Genomic DNA, 22759 nt, shown 5'->3' on the forward strand with positions numbered 1-22759 from the left:
TCAGTCCTCGATCCCCAGGGCCGCGAACGCGGCCGTGATGGTGGCCTGGCGCAGTTCCTCGACCGGGGCGTCGGGGAACTGCATGGTGCAGTCCTGCATGCCGCCGAACGTGAGCACCGCGCGGGTCTGCTGCTCGAAGGTGGCGTCGGGACCGAACACGATCCGGGTGAGCCGCGCGCGCCAGGCGAGCACCAGGTCGATCAGGCCGAGCTCGGCGAGCGTGGTCAGCTCGGTGAGCAGCAGCAACATGTCCTTGCGGTGGCGGTGGTGGAAGTCGAAGAACCCTTCCAGCACCTCCCGCGTGGTGACGTCGGCGCGCGCCTCGGTGGCGGCCAGGAACCGTTCGCCGTCGTCGATGAGCGGCGTGACGATGCTGCGGACCAGCTCCTCGCGTGAGGAGAAGTGGTAGTACAGCGCCGGTTTGGTGATGCCGAGGCTCTCGGCGATGTCCTGCAGGCTGGTCTGCTGCACGCCCTGGCGCGCGAACAGGTCGCGGGCGGTCTGCAGGATGCGCTGCTTGGTGTCGGACTGTCGGGCCACGGCGGAAATCTTACTTAACGATCGGTCAGTTGCAGTGCTAGAGTCGGCCGGGTTGCTTACTAACCGTTAAGTAAGGGGGTGTGACGTGCGGATACTCGTTTCCGGGGCCAGCGTCGCCGGTCCGGTGCTCGCGTTCTGGCTCACGCGGTACGGGCACGAGGTGACGGTGGTGGAGCGCTCGCCGGTGCTGCGCAAGACCGGTGGGCACGCGGTCGACCTGTTCAAGCCCGCGATGGACATCTCCGAACGCATGGGCGTGCTGCCGCGCGTCGAGTCGCTGGCGACCGGGACCACGAGGTTGTCGTTCCTGCGCGAGGGGACGCGCACGCCGATCACCGGGGACGTCACGAAGATCTTCGCGGCCGCGTCGGACCGGCACGTCGAGATCATGCGCGACGACCTGAGCGAGATCTACCACGACGCCACGCGCGAGGACGTCGAGTACGTGTTCGGCGACTCGGTCACGGCGATCGGCGACGACGGCGAGGTGACGTTCGAAAAGGGCCTGCCACGGCGGTTCGACCTGGTGGTCGGCGCGGACGGGCTGCACTCGAACGTGCGGCGGCTGGTGTTCGGCGAGGTCGCCAAGTCGTTCACCGGCGCCTACCTGGCGGTGCTGTCGCTGCCGCGCGACGAAGGTGTTCCCGGGGCGATGACCGGCCACATCGGACCGGGGCGCAGCGCGGCGGTGTACGGGGCCGAGCACCTCGACGACGCGCGGGCGGTGTTCCTGTTCCGCTCGCCCGAACTCTCCTACCACCACCGCGACGTGGCGCGGCAGAAGGAGTTGCTGCGCGCGGCGTTCGCCGGGCTGCACCCGCAGGTCGACGAGTGGCTGTCGTTCCTGGACTCCGGCGCGGCGTTCTACTTCGACTCGATCACGCAGCTGCGGGAGGACACCTGGTCACGGGGACGGGTGGCGCTGGTGGGCGACGCGGCCTACTGCCCCGGCCCGGCCATCGGCGGCAGCACGAGCCTCGCGGTGCTGGGGGCGTACGTGCTGGCGGGCGAGCTGTCCCGCGCCGGCGACCACTCGGCGGCGTTCGCGCGCTACGAGCACGAGATGCGCGGCATCGTGCACGACAGCAGGGCGTTCGCGCTGGGCGTGGCCAAGACGCTGATCCCGGCGACGAAGGCCGGCGTGTGGGGACTGACGCGCGGCATGCAGGTGGTGACGGCGCTGCCGTCGTGGCTGGTGCGGCCGCTGGCGAAGCTGAACTCCAAGGGCGTGCGGATGCACGACTCGTTCCCGGTGCGCGACTACGGGCGTCAGGGCGCCGGAACACCGGCGCCCTGACCGTTCAACCCGCTAGAACTGCAGGCTCCACTTGTCGAGGAACCCGGTGTCCTGGTTGGCGTTGTCGTTCACCCGCAGGTTCCAGGTGCCGTTCGCGACCTCGCTGGAGGCGTTGACGGTGAAGGTCTGCAGGATGTTGTCCGCGCTGCCGCCCGCACGGTTGTGCAGGACGTAGACGGTGCCGTCCGGCGCCACCAGGTCCACCTTCAGGTCGCCCTTGTAGGTGTGCTTGATGTCGACGGCGACCTTGAGGGTGGCGGGGGCGTTGCCCGCCACGCCGGACACGGTGATCGGCGAGTTGATCGTGGTGTTGTCGAGGATCTGGAAGTCCGCGGCGTTCTCGAAGAACTTGCCACCGGGGTCCGGCGGGTCGACGCCGCAGTACTGCGCTTCCTTGCCGATCGCCTCGTACGGGCAGTCGGCGCGCTCGAGCAGTTGCAGCACGGCTTCCTTGTTGCGCGAGGTCTGCGCGGGGATGACCTCGTCGGGCGGGTAGAAGCCGCCGCCACCGGCGCTGCCGGGGTACATCTCGAAGGTGTAGGCGAAGATCCCCTGCGTGCCCCACAGCCAGTCCGGGATGGACCCGTCGGTGATGTAGAGGTCGCTGGACTGCTCGGGCGTGTAGCCGTTGCTCTGCGCCATCGACTGGCCGATGGTGGCGAACGTGTCGCGCTGGTCCTGGGTCAGGCCCGGCGCGACGTCGTCGTAGGTCCAGCCCCACGGCCACAGGATGAGCTCGCTGTAGGTGTGGAAGTCGATGGACGCGCTGATCTGCTGCTTGCCGCCGACGTTGCGGCCGCGCACGAAGTCGGCCACGACCTTCACCTCGGGCGCGGACTCGGCGCTCGGGCCGCGGTAGGTGTCGGAACCGGTGCTGCCGGAGGAACCGCCGCAGCAGCCCCACTTGTAGTTCCAGTTGCGGTTGAGGTCGGTGCCGACGTTGGACGACCCGGCGTTGGGCTGGCGGTTCTTGCGCCACGACCGGTAGCTGCCGGTGGCGATGTCGTACTCGCCGCCGTCGGGGTTGACGTCCGGGATGATCCAGATCTCGCGGGTGTCGACGAGGCCCTTGATGCGGGCGTCGGTCGCGTACTGGGTGGTGAACTGGTTGATCAGGTACAGCGCCATCTCGACGGTGAGGTGCTCGCGGGCGTGCTGGTGGTGCGTGAACAGCACCTCCGGCTCGGCCTCGTCGGTGGCCACGTTGTCGCTGATCTTGAGCGCCACGATGTCGCGGTTCTCGTAGGACTTGCCGATGACCTGCTTGCTGATCAGGTTCGGGTACGCCGCGACGGCGTTGTTGATCGCCGTCGTCATCTCGGCGTAGTTGTGGTAGTTCGAGTCCGCGGCGGGGAAGTCGAACGGGCCGATGGCCGAGTTCGCCTCCATCCGCTTGGGCAGCTCGGTGACCTCGAACCCTTGCGCCTTGAGGTTCCTGACCTCGCGGCCGGTCGCGGTGATCACGACGATGCCGTGCTCCTCGACCGAGTCGATGGCGGCACCCGACTTCGCGAGCTTGCTGCGCTGTTCAGCGGTGCGAACGTTGCTGACCTGGTAGTTCGTCGACGTTTCCGAGGCGTCCGGGGCCGCGCCGGTGGGCACGCCTCCCATGGCGAACACGACGCTCGCGGCGACGGTGACCCCGATCAGGGGTCTGAGATGGCTCTTTCGCATGCAGGGCAACCCTTTCGTACCACGGCAGGGACATGGCTTCTCGATGTTTAGTCCGTGTGAAGGCTCACTGTCAGCCCGCCATTCGTATGGGGTTATGTGGTGGGATGACGCGATACGACGCAGTGGAGGCGGGTTCCTACCGGGTGGCCCGGGAGATTTCGCTCGAGGGGTTGTCGTCGTGGCGGGACGCGGTGGCGCCGTACCTGACGCCGGGCCGGGTGGTGCTGGACCTCGGTGCCGGCACCGGGTTGTTCGTGCGGGCGTTCGGGTCGTGGTTCCCGGACGTGCCGGTGATCGCGGTGGAGCCGTCGGCGGACATGCGCGCGGCGTCGGGCCTGCCGATGCTGGCCGGGGACGCCTGTGCGGTGCCGCTGGAGGCGGGTGCGGTGGACGTGGTGTGGATGTCGACGGTGATCCACCACGTGCGTGACCTGCCGGCCGCGGGCGCGGAGTTGCGGCGGGTGCTGCGGCCGGGCGGGGTGGTGGTGTTGCGGTCGTTGTTCCGGGAGCGGCACGAGGGGATCGGGTTGTTCCGGTTCTTCCCCGAGGCGGTGCGGGCGTTGTCCGGTTTTCCCTCGGTGGAGGAGGTCGCGGAGGGACTGGGGTTCGCGGTGCAGCGGCTGGAGCCAGTGCCCCAGGTGACGGCGACGTCGCTGGCGGACAAGGCGTCGACGGTGCGGCAGGAGGCGGACACCCTGTTGCGGTCGCTGTCGGCGGAGGAGTTCGCGGCGGGGCGGGAACGGTTGCTGGCGGCGGCCGCGGTGGAGTCCGGTCCGGTGGTGGACCACCTGGATCTGCTGGTGCTCACGACCACGGGCGGCTGAGACGCCCGGCCGACGGAAATCGCCGACGCCGGAAGCCGGGCTCTGTCAGGGTGAGGGCATGGCCGATGACCCGAAAGCCTTTCTGCACCGCTACCTCAAGACCGCGCGCGAGTCGTTCCTGTGGAAGCTCGACGGCCTGTCGGAGTACGACGTGCGCCGCCCGTTGACGCCGACGGGCACGAACCTGCTCGGCCTGGCCAAGCACCTGGCGGGCGTCGAGGTGGGGTACTTCGGCGAGTGCCTGGGGCGCCCGTTCCCGGAGAAGCTGCCGTTCGACCTCGACGCCGACCCGAACTCGGACATGTTCGCGACCGCCGCGGAGACGCGTGAGGACGTGCTGGGGTTCTTCGCGCGGGCGACGGCGTTCGCGGACTCGAGCATCGAGGAGTTGCCGCTGGACGCGCCGGGGGTGGTGCCGTGGTGGCCGGAGGAACGGCGGTACGTGACGTTGCACCTGATGCTGGTGCACGAGATCGCCGAGGTGAACCGGCACGCCGGGCACGCGGACATCCTGCGGGAGGGGCTCGACGGGGTGGCCGGGTTGCGGTCGGGGAACTCGAACCTGCCGGAGCAGGACTGGGCGGCGTACCGGGCTCGGGTGGAGCAGGAGGCGGTGCGGGCGTCGGGCCGGGCCTGACGGCGGACGTCTCGCCCGGGACGCGCCAGCAGGCCTGACCGGCTTTCGCGACGCCGGACCCTGGGACCGGTGTGGCGTCGCGAAGCCGGGCCTGGGACCCGGTGTGCCGGGACGCACCCCCAGGAGCGTCCCGGCACACCGGCGCGGGCGGTCAGGCGTGCGCGGGCGCCGGGTGGTGGGTGGCGAAGTAGGTGCGGACGTCGGCGGCGTACAGGTCGGGGACCTCGATGGCCGGGAAGTGGCCGCCCCGGTCGTACTCGGTCCAGTGGGCGATCTCGTGGGCCGGGTCGAGCAGCGTGCGGATGCCGTTGTCGGCGGCGAAGGTGGCGAATCCGGTGGGGGCCGGGGTGGGTCCCCAGGCGCCGGGGGCGTTCATGGACTCGTAGACGAACTCCGCGGCGGTGGCGCCGCTGCCGGTGAACCAGTGGATCGACACGGCGGTGAGCAGGGCGTCGCGGTCGACGGTGGTGCTCCAGGCGTGGAACTTCTCGTACATCCAGGCGAGCAGGCCGACGGGTGAGTCGGTGAGGCTCGCGCCGATGGTCCACGGCTTGGTGGACATGAGCTGCAGGTAGCCGAGGCCGGTGGCGACGAAGTCGTTGAAGCGTTCGGCCCTGGTGAGTTCGACGCCGGTGAGGCCGTCGAGCGGGACCGGGCCGCCGAACGGGTGGGCGCTGGTGCCGTTGAGGTGGATGGCGGTGACGGCCGGGGTCAGCCGGCTCATGGCTCCGGCGATGCCCGCTCCCACGTCCCCGGCCTGGATGCCGTAGCGGTCGTAGCCCAGGCCGGCCATGAGGGTGGTGAAGGCGGCGGCGGTGCGGGTGATGTCCCAGGCGCCGGTGACCGGGGTGGAGAAGCCGAAGCCGGGGATGGACGGCACCACGAGGTGGTGGTCGCGGGCCAGGTCGGGCAGCACGGCCGCGTACTCGGCGAACGTCGAGGGCCAGCCGTGCACGAGCAGCAGCGGCAGGGCGTCCTCGCGGGGGCTGCGGACGTGGGCGAAGTGGATCCGCTGGCCGTCGATCTCGGTGGTGTGCTGCGGGAACGCGTTGAGGGCGGCTTCCACGGCGCGCCAGTCGAACCCGTCGGCCCAGTAGCCGGCCAGGGCGCGCAGGTCGTCGACCGGGACGCCCCTGCTCCAGCCGCCGATGCCGGACTGCGCGGGCCAGCGGGTGGCGTGCAGGCGGTGGCGCAGGTCGGCGAGGTCGGCTTCGGGGATGCTCACGCGGAAGGGGTTCATGGGACCAAGGTAGGAACGATTGCGGAAAGGTTCGTTCCGCGTTTCGGGAGAGAATCAACGGCATGGTGGAGACGTCGGCCCGGCTGTTGAGGTTGTTGTCGTTGCTGCAGGCCACGCGGGACTGGACGGGGCGCGAGCTCTCCGAACGCCTCGGGGTGACGACGCGGACGGTGCGCAACGACGTGGAACGGCTGCGGTCGCTGGGGTACCCGGTGCACGCGACGCCCGGTGTGGCGGGCGGGTACCGGTTGGGGGCCGGGGCGAAGCTGCCGCCGTTGCTGCTCGACGACGAAGAGGCGGTGGCGGTCGCGCTGAGCCTGAGCGGGCAGGACTCGGAGACGGCACGGCGGGCGCTGGGCAAGCTGGAGCAGGTGCTGCCGAGCCGGTTGCGGCACCGGGTCAGCGTGTTGCAGGAGGTCGCCCTCGGCACGGCCGCCGAGCTCGATCCCGAGGTGGCGGTGCAGATCGTGACCGCGTGCCGGGCGCGGGAGCGGCTGCGGTTCGACTACGTGAAGTTCGACGGCGAGGCCGACCGGCGTGAGGTGGAGCCGTACCGGCTGGTGCACACGCGGGGCCGCTGGTACCTGGTGGCGTGGGATGTGGGCAGGCAGGACTGGCGGACGTTCCGGGCCGACCGGGTGCGGCCGCGGGTGCCGACGGGGCCGCGGTTCGCGCCGCGCGAGCTGCCGGACGTGCAGGCGCACCTGGAGAAGGGGCTGGCCACGGCGGCGTGGCGGTTCCGGGCGACGGTGACGGTGCACGCGCCGGCCGAGCTGGTGGCGGCGAAGGTCCCGGCGGCGCTGGTGGAGGCCACCGGTAAGGCGGAGTGCCGGTTGACCGCGGGGGCGGACACGCCGGAGGCGCTGGCGGTCTACCTGGGGATGCTGGGGTGCTCGTTCACCGTGGACGGGCCGCCCGAGCTGGTCCGCCACCTGGGAATGACGGCTGACAGGTTCCGCGCGGCGATCGATACTGCTGAGCATGGGTAAGGAATACGAGCGGATCGAGCCGCGGCTGTGGGAGTTCATCGAGAAGCAGAAGGTGTTCTTCGTGGCGAGCGCTCCGCTGGCCGGGGACGGGCACGTCAACCTCTCGCCCAAGGGGCGGCAGGGCACGTTGCGGATCCTCGACGACCGCACGGTGGCGTACCTGGACTTCGGCGGCAGTCACGCCGAGACGGTCGCGCACCTGCGGGAGAACGGCCGGATCACGCTCATGTGGTGTGCGTTCGACGGGCCGCCGACCATCGTGCGGGTGCACGGGCGGGGTGAGCCGGTGTTCCGCGACGATCCTCGGTTCGCCGGGCTGGTGGCGGGATTCGGTGAGGCGGACGGGCCCGCGGTGCGGGCGGTGATCGTGGTGACGGCGGAGCTGATCAGCGACACGTGCGGGTTCGCGGTGCCGTTCATGGACTACCGCGGCGAACGCGAGTTGCACGCGGACTACTTCGGGCGCAAGAGCGACGAGGAGTTCCGCGAGTACACCGGCCGCAAGCCGTACAACATCGCGAGCATCGACGGGCTGCCCGCGATGGAGCTGCCCCTTCCGCCTCGCTGACACCTTCTGCGGGGACGGTGTCGGGGAACGGCGGCGCGGCTCCGTCCGCCGAGCTGGTGGCGCGCCCGGTCAGCTCGACAGGAAGCGGTCCAGCACGCGCACGCCGAACTCCAGGCCGGCGACGGGCACGCGTTCGTCGACGCCGTGCGCCATCGCCCGGTAGTCGTAGCCCCCGCCCTCGGGCAGTCGCAGCGGTGAGAAGCCGTAGCAGGCGATGCCGAGCCGGCTGAACGCCTTGGCGTCGGTGCCGCCGCCCAGGCAGTACGGCAGGACGTGCGCGGCGGGGTCCTCGTCGCGCAGCGCGTCGGCCATGGCGGTGAACCAGGCCGTGTCGATCGGCGCCTCGACCGGGGGCTGGTGCTCGAGGAACTCGCGGGTGACGCCGGGGGCGAGCAGCGAGTCGAGGGTGGCGACGAGTTCGTCGACGGTGCCGGGCAGGGTGCGGACGTCGAGCTGGGCGGTCGCGGTGCCGGGGATGACGTTGACCTTGTACCCGGCCTGCAGCATGGTCGGCGTCGTCGAGCAGCGCACGGTGTTCTCGACCAGCTTCGCCGCCGGGCCGAGGCGGGTGAGGGTGCCGTCGACGTCGTCGAGGTCCACCTCCACGCCCAGCGCCTTGCCCGCGCCCACGAGGAACGCCTCCACGGTCGGGGTCAGCCGCACCGGGTGTTCGTGCGCGGCGATCCGCGCCAGGGTCGTGACCAGCGCGGTCACCGCGTTGCTGTCGTTGCGGCGCGATCCGTGCCCGGCGCGGCCGGTGGCGGTGAGCTTCACGTGCGAGGTGCCGCGCTCGGCGGTGCCGACCGGGTAGAGCCGTACGCCGCCGACGTCGTAGGAGAACGCGCCGGACTCGCTGATCGCGGCCTGCACCCCGGCGAAGTGGGCGGCGTGGTGTTCGACGAGCCAGTGCGCCCCGTACACGCCCTGGTCCTCCTCGTCGGCGACGAACGCCAGCACGACGTCGCGGCGCGGCCGGCGGCCCTCGGCGTGCCAGCGGCTGAGCACCGTGAGCGTCATGGCGGCCATGTCCTTCATGTCCACGGCGCCGCGGCCGTGCACGAACCCGTCGCGGATCTCCCCGCCGAACGGGTCGAAGCTCCACTCGGCGGCGTCGGCGGGCACGACGTCGAGGTGTGCCTGGACCAGCACCGCGGGCAGCGACGGGTCGGTGCCCGGTACCCGCGCGAGGACGTTGGCGCGGCGCGGGGCCGGTTCGAGCAACGTCGACGGCACACCGCTGTCCTGCAGCAGGGCGGCGACGTGCTCGGCGGCCCCGCGTTCGCCCGCGCTGTCGCCGCCACCGCGGTTGGTGGTGTCGAAGCGGATCAGGTCTGCGCACACCTGTGCGACGTCCAACGCCATGATTCCCACCGTATCCGGACCTCCGAGGTGGAATCGGCGCAGGCCTCAGCCGTAGAGGTCCTCGATCGCGGCGGCGGCGATGTGGGTGACGACCTTGAACGCCTTCATGGCCTCGGTCATGGACGCGGCGTCGAAGCCCACGCGCCGTTCGCCCACCTGCTCGACGGTGGGCACGATCGCGGCGGCGTCGGCGAGGTGGGTGGCGTCGAACTCGATCTCGATGCGGTGCGGCGCGACTGACTGCGCCGTTCGGCCCGCCAGGGACATGGACGAAAGTGACGCCTCTGTGATGTGTGAAGAAGTCACCGCCGGGGGCAGGCACACGGCGGCGTAGCGCGACACGCACTCCTTGACCGCGACCGTGACGGCGTCCGGCGCGTACCCGGCGGCGTCGGCGCAGGTGAGGTCGTCACCGGTCACGAGCAGCACCGGAACGCCGTGCTCGGCGGCCAGGGCCGCGTTGAGACGGCCCTCGGAGGCGTGCACGCCGTCGAGCCACACGCCGGTGATCGAGTTCTCGAGGTAGGTGTGGGACAGCACGCCGCGCGCGCCGGCACCGGTGTGGTAGCCGAGAAAAACCACTCCGTCCACTTCGGAGTCGATACCTTGCATCATCGACAACGGTTTGTGCCGGCCGGTGAGCAGGCGTGCGGAGTGGTGGAGGTCTTCGAGCAGCAGGTTGCGTTGTGAGGAATGCGCTTCGTTGACGACGACCTGTTTCGCCCCGCCCGCTTCCAGGCCGGTGACGCAGGCGTTGACGTCTGCTGTGAACAGGCGCCGAAACCGTTGCCACTGCTCCGTTCCGGGGACGACGTCCCCGGTCCAGGTGACTCCGGTGGCGCCTTCCATGTCTGCCGAGATCATGATCCGCACATCTCGGTAAGTTAGCGGTGGGCTGCTGGGGAGAAGGGGTTTTCGTGCGGGTGAAGTTGTGCGCGTTGCTTGCTGTTTCAACGATGTTGGGGCTCGTGGCGACACCGGTGGCGGCGCAGCAGCCGGTGATTCTCAAGGTCGCGATCGTGCAGCAGATCGACTCGATGAACCCGTTCCTCGCGGTGTTCCAGTCGAGCACGGAGATCGGCCGGCTCATGTACGACTACCTCACCGCCTACGCGGCCGCCGACCAGACGGTGACCGAGGGCCTGGCGAACCGGTGGGAGCCCTCGGCCGACAAGCTCACCTGGACCTTCACCGTCCCCGAGGGCAAGAAGTGGTCCGACGGCCAGGCGATCACCGCCCACGACGTCGCGTTCACCTACCGGCTGATGATGACCGACGAGGTCGCGCGCACCGCGAACGGCAGCTTCGTCGCGAACTTCCAGGACGTCACCGCGCCCGATGACCGCACGGTCGTCATCCGCACGAAGACGCCGCAGGTCACGATGCTGGCACTGGACGTGCCGATCGTGCCGAAGCACGTGTGGGAGAAGGTCGGCAGCGTCAAGGACCACGCCAACGACCAGATGCCGGTCGTCGGGTCGGGTCCGTTCGTGCTGACCGAACACGTCGCCGGGCAGTTCATCAAGCTCAAGGCCAACCGGCAGTACTGGCGGGGCGCGCCGAAGTACGACGAGCTGCACTTCGTGTACTTCCAGAACTCCGACGCCGCCGTGCAGGCGCTGGGCAAGGGCGAGGTCGACCTGGTCAACCGCATGGCCCCCGCCCAGTTCGACTCGCTGGAGGGCAAGACGGGCGTCACGCGCAACAAGGCGCAGGGCCGCCGCTTCACCGAACTGATGATCAACCCCGGCGCGCAGACCCGCACCGGTGAACCGATCGGCGACGGCAACCCGGCGCTCAGGAACGTCGCGGTGCGGCGTGCGATCGCTCAGGGGATCGACCTGGACGCGTTGGTGGCGCGGGTGAACCTCGGCTACGCGGAGAAGGGCGCCGGGCTGGTGCCGCCGGTGTTCGGCAAGTGGCACTGGCAGCCGTCGGACAAGGAGCTGCGCAGGTTCGACCCGGCCGCCGCGAACGCCGCCCTCGACGCCGCCGGCTACCCGCGTGGCGCGGACGGCACCCGGTTCGGGCTGCGGCTGGTCGGCCGCGCGGGCCGTGCCTACGACGAGCAGGCCAGCGAGTACCTGAAGCGGTCGATGAGCGACATCGGCATCGCGCTGGACGTGCGGCTGGTCTCGGACAACCAGCTCAACGAGGCGACCACGGCGGCGACCTACGACCTGGCGTTCTCGGGCTGGGCGACCAACATCGACCCGGACTTCGTGCTGGGCCTGCACACCTGCGCGCAACGTCCCGGCGCGGACGGCAAGGGCGGCACCACCGACACCTACTTCTGCGACGAGGCCTACGACAGGCTCTACGCCCAGCAGCTCTCGGAGTTCGACGAGGCCAAGCGGGTGGAGATCGTCAAGCAGATGCAGGCCCGCTTCTACGACCAGGTGCCCGCGGTGGTGCTCGCCTACGACAACGCGCTGGAGGGCTACCGCTCGGACCACTTCGCGAGGTTCACGACCCAGCCCGCGCAGGGCGGCGTGATCATGGCGCAGAACGGCATGTGGGGTTACTACGGCGCTGAACCGGCCGAGCGGGCCGCGGTGGCGGGCACGGGCTGGACCGGGTTCGCGCTGGCCGGTGGCGCGATCGCGGTCGTGGCGGCGCTGGTCGTCCTGGCGGCCCGGCGCCGCCGGGCCACGGCGGGGGAGCGCGAGTAGGTGCGTCTGGCCGGTCGGTTCGGTGGTGCCGCGCTCAGCCTGCTGATGGTCGCGGTGCTGGGTTTCTTCCTGTTCCGGGTGGTGCCCGGCGATCCCGTGGTGTCGATGACGCGCGGCCGCCCGAGCACCGAGGCGCTGCAGGCCGAGCTGCGCGCGCAGTTCGGCCTGGACCGTCCGCTGCACGAGCAGTTCTGGAGCTACCTCACCTCGCTGCTGCACGGTGATCTGGGCACGTCGTTCACGTTCCGCCGGCCGGTGGCGGAGGTGATCCTCGAACGCCTGGGCCCGACGCTGCTGCTGGTGGGTACCTCGACGCTGATCGCGGTGCTGCTGGGGTTGTGGCTCGGGGTGCGGGCGGCGTGGCGGCGCGACTCGGCGTTCGACCGGGTCACCACGGGGGTGTCGCTGACGTTGTGGGCGGTGCCGACGTTCTGGCTCGGCATGCTGCTGATGGTGGTGACCGGCGACCTGTTCCCGTCGCGGGGCATGCGCGACACCGACACGGCACCGGACTTCGTCTCGCAGGCCCTCGACGTCGGGCACCACCTGGTGCTGCCGTCGATCACGCTGGTCGCGGTGGTGTGCGCGGAGTACGTGCTGGTGATGCGCTCGTCGTTGCTGCAGGAGATGCACGCCCCCTACCTCACGACCGCGCGGGCGAAGGGGTTGCGCGACGACCTGGTGCGCACCCGGCACGCGGTGCCCAACGCGGTGCTGCCGGCGATCACGCTGGTGTTCCTGCGGTTCGGGCTGGTGGTGGCGGGGGCGATCACGACGGAGACGGTGTTCTCGTGGCCGGGGCTGGGGTTGCTGTTCTACGACGCGCTCACCGGGCCCGACTACTTCCTGTTGCAGGGGCTGCTGGTGGTGACGGCGGGCGCGGTCGTGGTGATGAACCTGCTGGCCGACCTGCTGCACGGTGTGCTGGATCCACGGGTGAGGGTCGGATGAGCGTGGTGAGCAGGCCCGGGGTGGCGAGGTTGCTGAGCCACCGCGCCGGGGTCGCCGGTGCCGCCGTGCTGGTGGCGGCCGGGGTGCTCGCGGCGCTGGCGCCGTTGTTCATCAGCGACGAGACGCTCGACGTCACGCGCGTGACGGCGGCGGCGTGGCAGGGTCCCGGCGCGGATCACTGGCTGGGCACCGATCACGCCGGACGGTCGGTGGCGCTGCTGATGGCGCAGGGAGCCGGGACGTCGTTGCTCGTCGGGCTGTCCGCGGCGGTGCTGGCGGTCGGCATCGGCACCCTGGTGGGGGTCCTGAGCGGGCACTTCGGCGGCTGGCTCGCGGGCGCGTTGCTGCGGGTCACGGACTTCTTCCTGGTGCTGCCCGCGCTGGTGCTGGCGATCGCGCTGTCGACGGTGCTGCCGCGCGGGCTGGGCACGATCGTGCTGGCCATCGGCCTGACGAGCTGGCCGTCGACGGCGCGGATGGTGCGGGCGCAGACCCTGGCGATCGAGGCGAGGCCGTTCGTGGAACGCGCGCGGGCGCTCGGGGGCGGGCACGCGCACGTGATCGGGCGGCACGTGCTGCCGTCGGTGGTGCCGCTGGTGCTGGTGAACACGACCCTCGCGGTGGCCTCGGCGATCGTGGCGGAGTCGACGCTGGCGTTCCTCGGGCTGGGCGATCCGACGCGGATCTCGTGGGGCGCGCTGCTGCACCAGGCCCAGCTGCACGGGGCCGTGCCGCAGCGGGCGTGGTGGTACCTGCTGCCGCCGGGGCTCGCGATTGTGGCCGTGGTGCTGGCGTTCACGCTCGTCGGGCGGGCGCTCGAAGCCGTTGTGACGCCGAAGAGGTGACCCGGTGCTGGAACTGAAGAACCTGACCGTCCACTACGGGCACAAGCGCGTCGTGCACGACGTGGACCTGACACTGGCACCCGGTCAGACGCTGGGGCTGGCGGGCGAGTCGGGCTCGGGCAAGTCGACGCTGGCGATGTCGGTGCTGCGGCTGCTGCCCAAGACCGCACGGGTCGACGGGGAGATCCTGCTCGACGGCGAGGACGTGCGCACGATGGCGTGGGGCCGGCTGCGGGCGGTGCGGTGGGCGTCGGCGTCGGTGGTGTTCCAGGGCGCGATGCACTCGCTCAACCCCGTGCACCGCGTCGGCGACCAGATCGCCGAGCCGATCCGCCTGCACGGCACGACCGGCAGCGTCGCCGACCTCCTCGACCAGGTCGAACTGCCCGGGGACAAGGCGCGGGCGTACCCGCACGAGCTGTCGGGCGGGCAGAAGCAACGGGTCATGATCGCGATGGCGCTGGCGTGCGGGCCGCGACTGGTCATCGCCGACGAACCCACGACCGCGCTCGACGTCGTGGTGCAGGCCCAGGTGCTCGCCGTGCTCCAGCGCCTGGTCGCCGAGCAGGACCTCGGACTGCTGATGATCAGCCACGACCTGTCGGTGCTCGCCGAGACGTGTGACGACCTCGCGGTGATGCAGGCGGGCGAGATCGTGGAACGAGGCCGCACTCGTGAGGTGATCGCGAACCCGCGCCACCCGCACACGGCGGCGTTGACGGCGGCGTTCCCGGTGATCGGCGACCCGGCGCACCGCTGGGCCGACCCGCGCCCCACCCCGCCGCCGTTGCTGCAGGTGCGGGACCTGAGGGTCAACTACGGCCGCACCCGCGCGGTGGACGGGGTGGATCTGACGGTCGGGCACGGCGAGATCGTGGCGCTGGTCGGTCAGTCCGGCTCCGGCAAAACGACACTGGCTCGCACCATAATGGGGTTGCGAACGCCGTCCTCCGGTCGGGTGATCTTCGACGGGTCGGAGGTGCCCCGCGGCGGCAGGGCGCTCAAGGCGGTGCGGCGGCAGGTGCAGCTGGTGCTCCAAGATCCTTCCAGCGCGCTGAACCCGCGGCACCGGGTGTTCGACGCGGTGGCCGAGGCCCTGCGCGTGCACGGGCTGCGCGAGGACGAGGAAGCGCTGGTCACGGCCGCTGTGGAACGCGCGGAACTACGTCCGGCGAGCCTGTACCTGGACGCCCTGCCACACGAGCTGTCCGGGGGTCAGCAGCAGCGGGTGGTGATCGCCGGAGCCCTGGTGCTCGGCCCCCGGCTGCTGGTGGCCGACGAGCCCGTCGCGTCGCTGGACGCCTCGGTGCGCGGGGAGATCGTGGCGCTGCTGCTCCGGTTGCGGACCGAACTGGGCCTTGCTTCATTGATCATCACGCACGACCTAGGGCTGGCGTGGCAGATCGCCGACCGGGTCGCGGTGATGCATCAGGGGAAAATCGTGGAACAAGGCTCAGTCGAAGAAGTCCTCCTCACCCCCTCTCACGACTACACGCGCGCGCTGGTGCGTGCGGTGCCGCGGGTCTAGAGGGTGATCCCGATCGAACACGCCCGGCGCCGGGCCTCGCTGACGCCTGCCGAGATCGGGCGGGGCGGGGCCGACGGCTGGGTGGACGTGGGCGAGGTGCCGACGCTGGCGAGGCTGGCGTGGCACGACCTGGGCCGCCCGCCCGGGGTGCTGGCCGAGCTCGCGCAGGCCAGCGAGCCCGGGCACGTGCGGGAGCTGTGCCGGATCCTGGCCTCGACCTCCCGCGCGGACACCGCGGCGGTGTGGCGGTACCTGGCCGCGGACTGGGAACGCACCGGTGAACGCTCGGACGGGCGGCAGCGGTTCCTGCTGGACCGGGCGATGCGCGGCGAGGGCGTGGACTGGCACGACTACGCGGCGCTGATGGGTGTCTGCCGGCCCGAGGAGGTCGACGCGGCGTTCGACCGCGGCGAGGACATGGTCGGGGTCGCGGTGATCGGCCTGGCGATGTCGTGCCCGGACCCGCTGATCGCCTTACCCCTGGTGGCCCGCGCCCTGGACCACAACCGGCTGGAGGTGCGCGCGCAGGGCGCGACGGCGCTCGCGCACGTGGCCCGGCTGCACGGGGTGGTGTCGCGGGAGTGCCTGCAGGTGCTGCGCCGGCACCCCAGCGACACCGCCGAGGACGACCTGTGGACGTTCGTCGCCCACCGCAGGCTTCCGCTGTGGCTGTGGTGGCGCCGGATCACCCGTCCAGGGCGGCGAGTTCCGCGCGCACGGCGGTCTCGGTTACGCGGTTGCGTTGCCCGAGTGCCCGACGCAGCGCGTCCTCGAAGTGATCGCGTGCGGCGTCCGGGTCTCCCGCGGCCACGGCGATGCGGCCGCGTTCGCGGGCGATGTGGCAGCGCATCTCGTCGGGTCCGTACCAGCCGCCGGGGGTCAGTTCCCACGCCCGGTCGCACTCCGCGGCCGCCCGCACGTGATCCCCGCTGACGCGGGCCAGTTCCGCGAGCCCCAGGTGCGCACCGGCCTGCACGACCACCGCCCCCGAGCGGCGGGCCAGGCCCAGTGCGTGCCCGAAGTCCTCCCGCGCCCCGTCGAGGTCACCGGCCGCGACCTTCGCGTGGGCCCGGCCGGTGACGGCTTCGGCGGTGTCCTCGGTGGCGCCCAGTTCCGCGAGCAGCGCGCGGGCGCGTTCGATGTGCCGCAACGCGTCCGCGTGATCCCCGTCGAGCAGCGCGATCTCGCCGAGCTGGGTGAACGCCAGCGCCGCACCCCACCGGTCACCGACCCGCGTGAACGCCCGCGCGCCGTCGCGCAGCATCGCCTTGCCGGTCTCGGGGTCACCGCCCATCCGCGCGACGAGCCCGTCGCCGACCAGCGCCAGCGCGGCGCTCCACGGGTCGTCGCCCAGCAGCCGGGTGCGCCGGTGCCACACCTGGGAGTCGTTCTCCGGCGCCCCGAGCGCCATGCCCCACATCATCGTCATGATCGGGTACCGCGGCGGCGCGTCCAGGGTGGCCAGCAGCGCGTCGGCCTGACGGATGCGCCCGCTCTGGTCCCCGGCCGCCACCGGCCACGCGATCAGCAGGCACAGCGCGTACTCCTGCTCCCGCCCCGCGGGTGGGGTCTCGCCGCACGCGCGCAGCACGGTGTCGGCCTGCGTCGCGGCCTCGGTGCGCAGGCCCCGGCACCAGTAGTAGGTCGCCAGCGCCGCCACGAGTTCCAGCGCCAGCGCGTGGTCGTGCGCGGTCGCCCAGCCCACGGCGGCGACGAGGTTGTCGTGATCGGCCGACAGCTTGTGCAGCCACTCGATCTGCTCGTGTGCGCGCAGGTGCGGTTCGGCGTCCTGGGCCAGGCGCAGGAACCACCGCGCGTGCCGTTCCCGCAGGTCCGGCGCGTGGCTCGCGCAGAACGCCCGGATGGTGTCGAGCATCCGGTACCGGTCGTCGGCGACCTCGAGCAGTGACTTGTCCGCCAGCGACTCCAGCGTGTCCACCTCGGACTCGCACACCGCCGTCACCGCGGCCAGGCTCGCGCCGCCGGCGAACACGGAGAAGCGGGCGGCGAGGTCGCGTTCGGCGTCGGTGAGCAGGTCCCAGCTCCACTCCACGACGGCGTGCAGCGTGCGGTGCCGGGGCGCGGCGGTGCGGCTTCCCTTCGACAGCAACCGGAACCGGTCGTCGAGCCGGGCGGCGATCTCCGCGAGCGGCAGCGACCGCACCCGCGCCGCCGCGAGTTCGATCGCGAGCGCGACGCCGTCCAGGCGCCGGCACACCTCCGCGATCAGCGCCGGGTCGGCGTGGAACCCGGGTTTCACGGCTTGCGCGCGGTCCAGGAACAGCCGCACCGCCGCCTCGGCGTCGAGCGCGGCCACGGGGCTGAGCGTCTCGCCGGTGATGCCGAGCGGTTCGCGGCTGGTGGCGAGCACCCGCACGTCCGGGCACGCGCCGAGGACGCCGGCCAGCACGCGGGCTGCCTCGTCGACGACGTGCTCGCAGTTGTCCACCACCAGCACGACCTCGCGCACCGCCAGCGCCGCCCGCAGCCGCCCCTCGGCGCCGGGCCCGCCGGTGAGCAGCCCGGCCTCGCGCACCCCGATCCCGTCGAGCAACGCCCGCACGACGTCGGTGGTCGCGCTCAGGTCGACGAACGCCACCTCACCGGCCTCGCGGTGCGCGACCTCGACCGCGAGGCGGGTCTTGCCGGTGCCACCGGGCCCGACGAGCGTCACCAGCCGGGACTCCCGCAGCAACTTCGCCACCCGCCGCAGGTCCTCGTCGCGCCCGACGAAGCTGCTCAGCTGCGCCGGCACGCCCCGGTGCGGCGACACCGCCCGCAGCACCTCCAGGTGCGCTGCGCTCAGCACGGGGGAGGGGTCGACACCGAGTTCCTCGGCCAGCAGCTCCCGGCCGCGCGCGAACACCTCCAGCGCCTCGCTCTGCCGCCCGGCGCGGTGCAGCGACCGCATCAGCGCCGCACGCAGGTCCTCCCGCAAGGGATGCTCGGCCAGCAGGTCGCGGAGGACCTTCTCGCTGCCGCCGGACACCGCGCAGGTGATCAGCAGTTCGGTCAGGTTCTGCCGCGCGACCTGCACGAACGGCGCCTCGACATCCGCCAGCGCCGGTCCGCGCCACAACGCCAGCGCCTCCGCGGACCGCTCCTGCTCCAGCAGCTGCACGCACCGCAGGTGATCGACCTCCGCCGCCGAGGCGACCAGCCGGTACCCGGCCGGGTGGTGCTCGACCACCAGCCCCGGCACCGCACGCCGCAACCGCGACACCTGCGACTGCAGCGCGTTGGCCGCCCCCGCCGGAGGCTCGGTGTACAAGCCGCCGATCAGCTGGTCGTGACCCACGATCCGCCCAGCGTCGAGCACGAGCATCGCCAGCAACGCCCGTTGCCGCGGCGCCGCGACCCCCACGCCGCCGACCTGCACCGGACCGAGCACCCCGAACCTCACACCCCGTGATTGTTCCCGAGTCCCAAGATCGACGAGGCCCGAACTCGCACTGCTCCACTTAGGTCGACTATCTATGCATTCCGGTGACCCCCGGTATCCGTACCGCCACGTGCGGTCTCCTTCCGTTCGGTCGGGGACGAACTCACGAGCGGAGAACGCACAGCATGAGACCCATGATCACGGTCGGCACCGCACTGGTGACCACCGTGGCCCTCGCGATACCGGCGCACGCCGCCACCGGCAACCTGCCCGGCGGCACCAGCATCGGCGTCACCATCACCAGCCCCGCGAACAACTCCGTGCACCCGCCGGGCCCGGTCACCGTCACCGGCAAGGCCAGCATCGGCGAGGGCGTCGCGATCGCCGACACCGCCCTGACCTACGTCATCGACGTGTCCGGCTCCACCGTGGGCACCGTCACGGCGGGCTGCGGCGGCAACCAGAACGGCGACAGCTACCCCTCCTCGATCCTCGACTGCGAGATCGCCGCCGCCAGGGCGCTCAACGCCAAGGCCGCCGTCCCCAACACCGTCGTCGGCAGCGTCGGGGGCGCCGTGTTCGGCGCCAGCGCCGCGTCCCTCGACGTCGGTCCCGCCGCCGGCGAGCAGCTGACCACCACCCCGTCCGCCGACGCCGACAACAACGGCACCAACGACATCTCCCAGGTGCTCGGCGGCGTCCAGTTCAGCGGCGCTCAGCTGTTCACCCCGCGCGACGTCGGCGGCAGCACCAACTACACCGCCGGACTGACCGCGGGCCTCGCCTCGGCGACCGCCGCACCGCAGCAGCGCAAGCTGATGATCTTCCTGTCCGACGGCGCGGGCTCCGGCAACGTCGACGCCGTGCTGCAACAGGCCGTCAACGCCGGCGTCAAGATCTTCACCTTCGCCGTGTCCGACAACGTCGGCTGCGACATCGCGGGCAACAACTCGTTGCGCAAGATCGCCGAGACCACCGGCGGCACCTGCACCGAGGTCCCGGACGTCTCGCAACTGCCCGACGTCGTGCCCGGCGTGATCGCCTCCAAGCTCACCGGGCTCACGCTCAAGGTCGACGGCGGCGCGGACATCCCGATCACCTCGATCACCCCCGGCCTGCCGCAGGACGGCCCCAAGACCGTCGACTACACCGTCACCACCCCTGCCCTGACCCCCGGCGACCACCAGCTGTGCGTCACCGCCCGCGGCACGGACGGCGGAGGCGCGGGCGACGTCACCGAATGCGTCACCGTCAAGATCAACGCCCCACCCGTGGTCAAGACCGGCGGCCCGTACGCCGGACAGGAAGGCACCGACGTCGGCCTCGCCGGCACCGTCACCGACCCGGACGGCCCGTCGCTGACCACCATCTGGACCGCCACCCCGCAGTCCGGCGTCGACGCGGGCGCCACCTGCGCCTTCGGCAACGCCGCCGCCCAGACCACCACGGTCAAGTGCACCGATGACGGCGTCTGGGAACTCAAGCTCACCGCCAACGACGGCGTCAACACCGCCGTCGTCGCCACCACCACGCTCACCCTGACCAACGTCGCCCCGCAGACCAGCCTGAACGCCGACAAGACCCTGCTCACCCGCGGCACCACGGTGAACTTCACCGCCCCGTTCACCGACATCGGCGCCAACGACACCCACACCTGCACCTTCGACTTCGACGACGGCTCACCGATCGTCAACGGCACCGTCAGCCAGGGCACCTGCAAGGGCTCCCGCACGTTCACCGCACTGGGCGCCCACACCGTCCTGGTCAAGGTCACCGACGACGACGGAGGCGCCGCCACCGCCGTCCTCAAGGTCGTCGTCTACCTGCGCGGCGAAGCCTGGGCGCTCAACGCCACCGGCCTGATCAACGTCGCCAAGACCCCGCACGCGCAATGTCCCCCCAACGAGAACAAGACCGTCGCGAGCGTCAACGTGCTGGGCCTCGCCCAGGTCAACGCCCTGCACGCCGACTGCACCCTGGACCCGAACACCGGACGCACCGTGGCCAGCGCACGGGTGGAAGGAGCCTCACTGCTCGGAGGAGCGATCACGCTCAACGCCATCGAGGCCAAGTGCGAGAGTGACGCGAACGGCGTCGTCGGCTCGTCGAAGGTCGGCACTCTCAACGGCCAGCCCATCGGCACCGGCCCCGCCACCATCGGCATCCCCGGCGTCGCGACCGTGCACGTCAACGAAACCGCCACCGGACCGAACGGCCAGCTGATCCAGAACGCCGTCCGCGTCCGCACCCTGCTCGGCCAGGAGATCATCCTGTCGGCCTGCCGGCTCGGCTGATCCGATCACGTGCTGGGGAGCACCGCGCTAGCTCCCCAGCACGTGCCCCGTCGTCGCGTCCACGTGCGCCGGAACCTCCTCGTGCCGATCACCCACGGTCAACGTCCCGGACGGCTCGAACATCAGGATCCGCGCACCATGCGCGGACGACGGCTTGTGGAACGTCCCACGCGGCACGGTGAACACCGCACCCTTCACCAGCACCACCGCACGATCCGGCCCCCGCAGATCGATGCGCAGCTCACCGTCGAGCACCAGGAAGAACTCGTCGGTGTCGTCGTGCACGTGCCACACGTGCTCACCCTCGACCTTCGCCACCCGCACGTCGTAGTCGTTGACACGCCCGACGATCCGGGGACTCCACAACGCCTCGAACGACGCCAACGCCTCGTCCAGCACAACAGGGTTCTCAGTCACCAACCCAGCCTCACCGCTACCGGGCCCCAGCCGTGAGTGCTAGGAATCGCACATGCCGCAAGAATCCTCGCACCGGGTCGTCGTCATCGTCGACGAGAACTCCAACCCCTTCGAACTCGGCTGCGCCACCGAGGTCTTCGGCCTGCACCGCCCCGAGATCGGCGGCCACCTCTACGACTTCCGCCTCTGCTCACCCACACCGGACACGATCATGCGCGACGGGTTCTTCACCCTCACCGGCGTCACCGGCCTGGACGCCACCGAGCACGCCGACACGCTGATCGTCCCCAACCGCCCCGACGTCGACACACCCCGCAGGCCCGACGTCCTCGCCGCCATCCGCCGAGCCCACGCCCGCGGCGCACGCCTGGTCGGATTCTGCAGCGGAGCCTTCACCCTCGCCGAAGCCGGCGTCCTCGACGGCCGCCGCGCCACCGCCCACTGGCAGTGGGCAGACGAGTTCCGCACCCGCTTCCCGTCCGTACGGCTCGAACCCGACGTGCTGTTCGTCGACGACGGCGACATCCTCACCTCCGCCGGCAGCGCCGCCGCCCTCGACCTCGGCCTGCACCTCGTGCGCCGCGACCACGGCGCCCAGATCGCCACCTCGGTCAGCCGCCGCCTCGTCTTCGCCGCCCACCGCGACGGCGGCCAGAAGCAGTTCGTCGAACGCCCCGTCCCGCACATCCCCGACGAGTCACTCGCCCCCACCCTCGCCTGGGCCCAACACCACCTCGACACCCCACTCACCATCGCCGACCTCGCCGCACACGCCGCCATCAGCCCCGCGACCCTGCACCGCCGCTTCCAAGCCCAACTCGGCACCACACCACTCGCCTGGCTCACCGGCGAACGCGTCACCCTCGCCCGCCGCCTGCTCGAACTGGGAGAGAAGCGCCTCGACGTCGTCGCCCGCCGCACCGGCCTCGGCACCACCGCCCACCTCCGCACCCTGCTGCGCCGCGACACCGGCCTCACCCCGTCGCAGTACCGCCGCCGCTTCAGCCCAGCGCCCGCGCGATGATCCCCTCCACCACCTGCGTCTTCGCATCCGCGTAGTCCTGCACGCGTTCCCACGTCCGCACCGCGAGCTCCCGCTTCACCCGCTCGTACTCCGCCCGCTCCTCAGGACGCGAGCGCAGCCGGTCCCGGAACGCCAGCATCCGCTGCACCTCGACGCAGCCGGGGGAGAAGACGTGCATGTTCACGTTCGGCGACGTGCCCTTGACCAGCCGGTGCTCGTACCAGCCGGGCTCCCGCAACCGCAGGTAGTAACCCGCCTGCACCAACGCCGGCACATACGCGGCCTCATCAGCCGAATCCGGCACCACCAGCAGCACGTCGATCAACGGCTTCGCCGCCAGCCCCGGCACCGACGTCGACCCGCAGTGCTCCACCAGCACCACCCGATCACCCAGCGCCGCCCGGATCTTCGCCTCCTCCACGGCGTACCACCGCGGCCACTCGGCGTTGTACTCCTCCAACGTCACCGGCGCGTTGTGCGGCGGCTCCGGTGTCACGTACTCGACGTCCGACATC

At 71.4% G+C, this 22759-nt stretch carries 19 protein-coding genes; 11 read left to right on the forward strand and 8 right to left on the reverse strand.

Translation table 11 applies throughout. From position 1 onward, the window contains the following. On the reverse strand, nt 1-540 hold the full coding sequence (locus QSK25_RS18805; protein ID WP_285639851.1) for a TetR/AcrR family transcriptional regulator: 540 nt from the start codon (nt 538-540) through the stop codon (nt 1-3). Between the two features lie 85 nt (nt 541-625). On the opposite strand from QSK25_RS18805, the gene QSK25_RS18810 reads away from it, so the two are divergent. Further along, on the forward strand, nt 626-1837 hold the full coding sequence (locus QSK25_RS18810; protein ID WP_285639852.1) for an FAD-dependent monooxygenase: 1212 nt from the start codon (nt 626-628) through the stop codon (nt 1835-1837). A 12-nt stretch (nt 1838-1849) separates the two neighbouring features. Here the strand turns inward: QSK25_RS18810 and QSK25_RS18815 are convergent, their stop codons facing one another. Further along, complete coding sequence (locus tag QSK25_RS18815) at nt 1850-3511, reverse strand: M14 family metallopeptidase (RefSeq protein ID WP_285639854.1); 1662 nt, start codon at nt 3509-3511, stop codon at nt 1850-1852. A 104-nt stretch (nt 3512-3615) separates the two neighbouring features. Here QSK25_RS18815 and QSK25_RS18820 point away from each other — a divergent pair, with 104 nt between their 5' ends. Together QSK25_RS18820 and QSK25_RS18825 are read left to right on the forward strand one after the other, a co-directional pair. Then, a complete protein-coding gene (locus QSK25_RS18820; protein WP_285639856.1) occupies nt 3616-4335 on the forward strand; it encodes a class I SAM-dependent methyltransferase in 720 nt (239 codons plus the stop codon). 58 nt (nt 4336-4393) lie between these two features. Beyond that, a complete protein-coding gene (locus QSK25_RS18825; RefSeq protein WP_285639858.1) occupies nt 4394-4972 on the forward strand; it encodes a DinB family protein in 579 nt (192 codons plus the stop codon). Between the two features lie 151 nt (nt 4973-5123). Here QSK25_RS18825 and QSK25_RS18830 read toward each other — a convergent pair whose 3' ends face one another. After that, nucleotides 5124-6212, reverse strand: coding sequence for an epoxide hydrolase family protein (locus QSK25_RS18830; RefSeq protein ID WP_285639859.1), 1089 nt, complete (start codon nt 6210-6212; stop codon nt 5124-5126). A gap of 62 nt (nt 6213-6274) precedes the next feature. Between QSK25_RS18830 and QSK25_RS18835 the strand changes: the two genes are divergently transcribed. Further along, nucleotides 6275-7201 (forward strand): helix-turn-helix transcriptional regulator, encoded by a 927-nt coding sequence (locus QSK25_RS18835; protein ID WP_285639861.1) that lies wholly within the window; start codon nt 6275-6277, stop codon nt 7199-7201. Continuing rightward, a complete protein-coding gene (locus QSK25_RS18840; protein ID WP_285639862.1) occupies nt 7194-7769 on the forward strand; it encodes a pyridoxamine 5'-phosphate oxidase family protein in 576 nt (191 codons plus the stop codon). Before QSK25_RS18835 ends, QSK25_RS18840 begins: the two co-directional genes overlap by 8 nt. A 69-nt stretch (nt 7770-7838) precedes the next feature. Here the strand turns inward: QSK25_RS18840 and QSK25_RS18845 are convergent, their stop codons facing one another. Further along, nucleotides 7839-9131: a M20/M25/M40 family metallo-hydrolase gene (locus QSK25_RS18845; RefSeq protein WP_285639863.1), complete on the reverse strand. Its 1293-nt coding sequence runs from the start codon at nt 9129-9131 to the stop codon at nt 7839-7841. Between the two features lie 45 nt (nt 9132-9176). Further along, entirely contained in the window at nt 9177-10004 is an 828-nt protein-coding gene (locus QSK25_RS18850) for a M55 family metallopeptidase (RefSeq protein WP_285639864.1), read from the reverse strand. A gap of 83 nt (nt 10005-10087) precedes the next feature. Here QSK25_RS18850 and QSK25_RS18855 point away from each other — a divergent pair, with 83 nt between their 5' ends. The 4 genes from QSK25_RS18855 to QSK25_RS18870 are packed head-to-tail and all read left to right on the forward strand — an operon-like array spanning nt 10088 to nt 15127. Beyond that, on the forward strand, nt 10088-11803 hold the full coding sequence (locus tag QSK25_RS18855) for an ABC transporter substrate-binding protein (protein ID WP_285639865.1): 1716 nt from the start codon (nt 10088-10090) through the stop codon (nt 11801-11803). Between the two features lie 45 nt (nt 11804-11848). After that, on the forward strand, nt 11849-12754 hold the full coding sequence (locus QSK25_RS18860; RefSeq protein WP_502881873.1) for an ABC transporter permease: 906 nt from the start codon (nt 11849-11851) through the stop codon (nt 12752-12754). Further along, on the forward strand, nt 12751-13599 hold the full coding sequence (locus QSK25_RS18865) for an ABC transporter permease (RefSeq protein ID WP_285639867.1): 849 nt from the start codon (nt 12751-12753) through the stop codon (nt 13597-13599). Before QSK25_RS18860 ends, QSK25_RS18865 begins: the two co-directional genes overlap by 4 nt. Before the next feature lie 4 nt (nt 13600-13603). Further along, on the forward strand, nt 13604-15127 hold the full coding sequence (locus QSK25_RS18870; RefSeq protein WP_285639868.1) for an ATP-binding cassette domain-containing protein: 1524 nt from the start codon (nt 13604-13606) through the stop codon (nt 15125-15127). Between the two features lie 685 nt (nt 15128-15812). Here the strand turns inward: QSK25_RS18870 and QSK25_RS18875 are convergent. After that, on the reverse strand, nt 15813-18530 hold the full coding sequence (locus QSK25_RS18875; protein ID WP_285639869.1) for an AfsR/SARP family transcriptional regulator: 2718 nt from the start codon (nt 18528-18530) through the stop codon (nt 15813-15815). Nucleotides 18531-18703: 173 nt separating this feature from the next. On the opposite strand from QSK25_RS18875, the gene QSK25_RS18880 reads away from it, so the two are divergent. Continuing rightward, the gene (locus QSK25_RS18880) at nt 18704-20803 is read left to right on the forward strand and encodes a choice-of-anchor P family protein (protein ID WP_285639870.1); all 2100 of its coding nucleotides are present in this window, start codon (nt 18704-18706) and stop codon (nt 20801-20803) included. 27 nt (nt 20804-20830) lie between these two features. Here QSK25_RS18880 and QSK25_RS18885 read toward each other — a convergent pair whose 3' ends face one another. Further along, nucleotides 20831-21223 carry a cupin domain-containing protein gene (locus QSK25_RS18885; RefSeq protein WP_285639871.1) on the reverse strand — a complete coding sequence of 131 codons (393 nt, stop codon included), beginning with the start codon at nt 21221-21223 and terminating at the stop codon, nt 20831-20833. Nucleotides 21224-21272: 49 nt separating this feature from the next. Between QSK25_RS18885 and QSK25_RS18890 the strand changes: the two genes are divergently transcribed. After that, nucleotides 21273-22244, forward strand: a complete 972-nt coding sequence (locus tag QSK25_RS18890) for a GlxA family transcriptional regulator (protein ID WP_285639885.1) — start codon at nt 21273-21275, stop codon at nt 22242-22244. Here the strand turns inward: QSK25_RS18890 and QSK25_RS18895 are convergent. After that, nucleotides 22222-22758, reverse strand: coding sequence for a GrpB family protein (locus tag QSK25_RS18895; protein WP_285639886.1), 537 nt, complete (start codon nt 22756-22758; stop codon nt 22222-22224). The two genes, QSK25_RS18890 and QSK25_RS18895, sit on opposite strands and share 23 nt — an antisense overlap. Between the last annotated feature and the right edge of the window lies 1 nt (nt 22759).

Source organism: Lentzea sp. NBRC 102530 (genome assembly GCF_030269365.1).
Classification (GTDB): Bacteria; Actinomycetota; Actinomycetes; order Mycobacteriales; family Pseudonocardiaceae; genus Lentzea.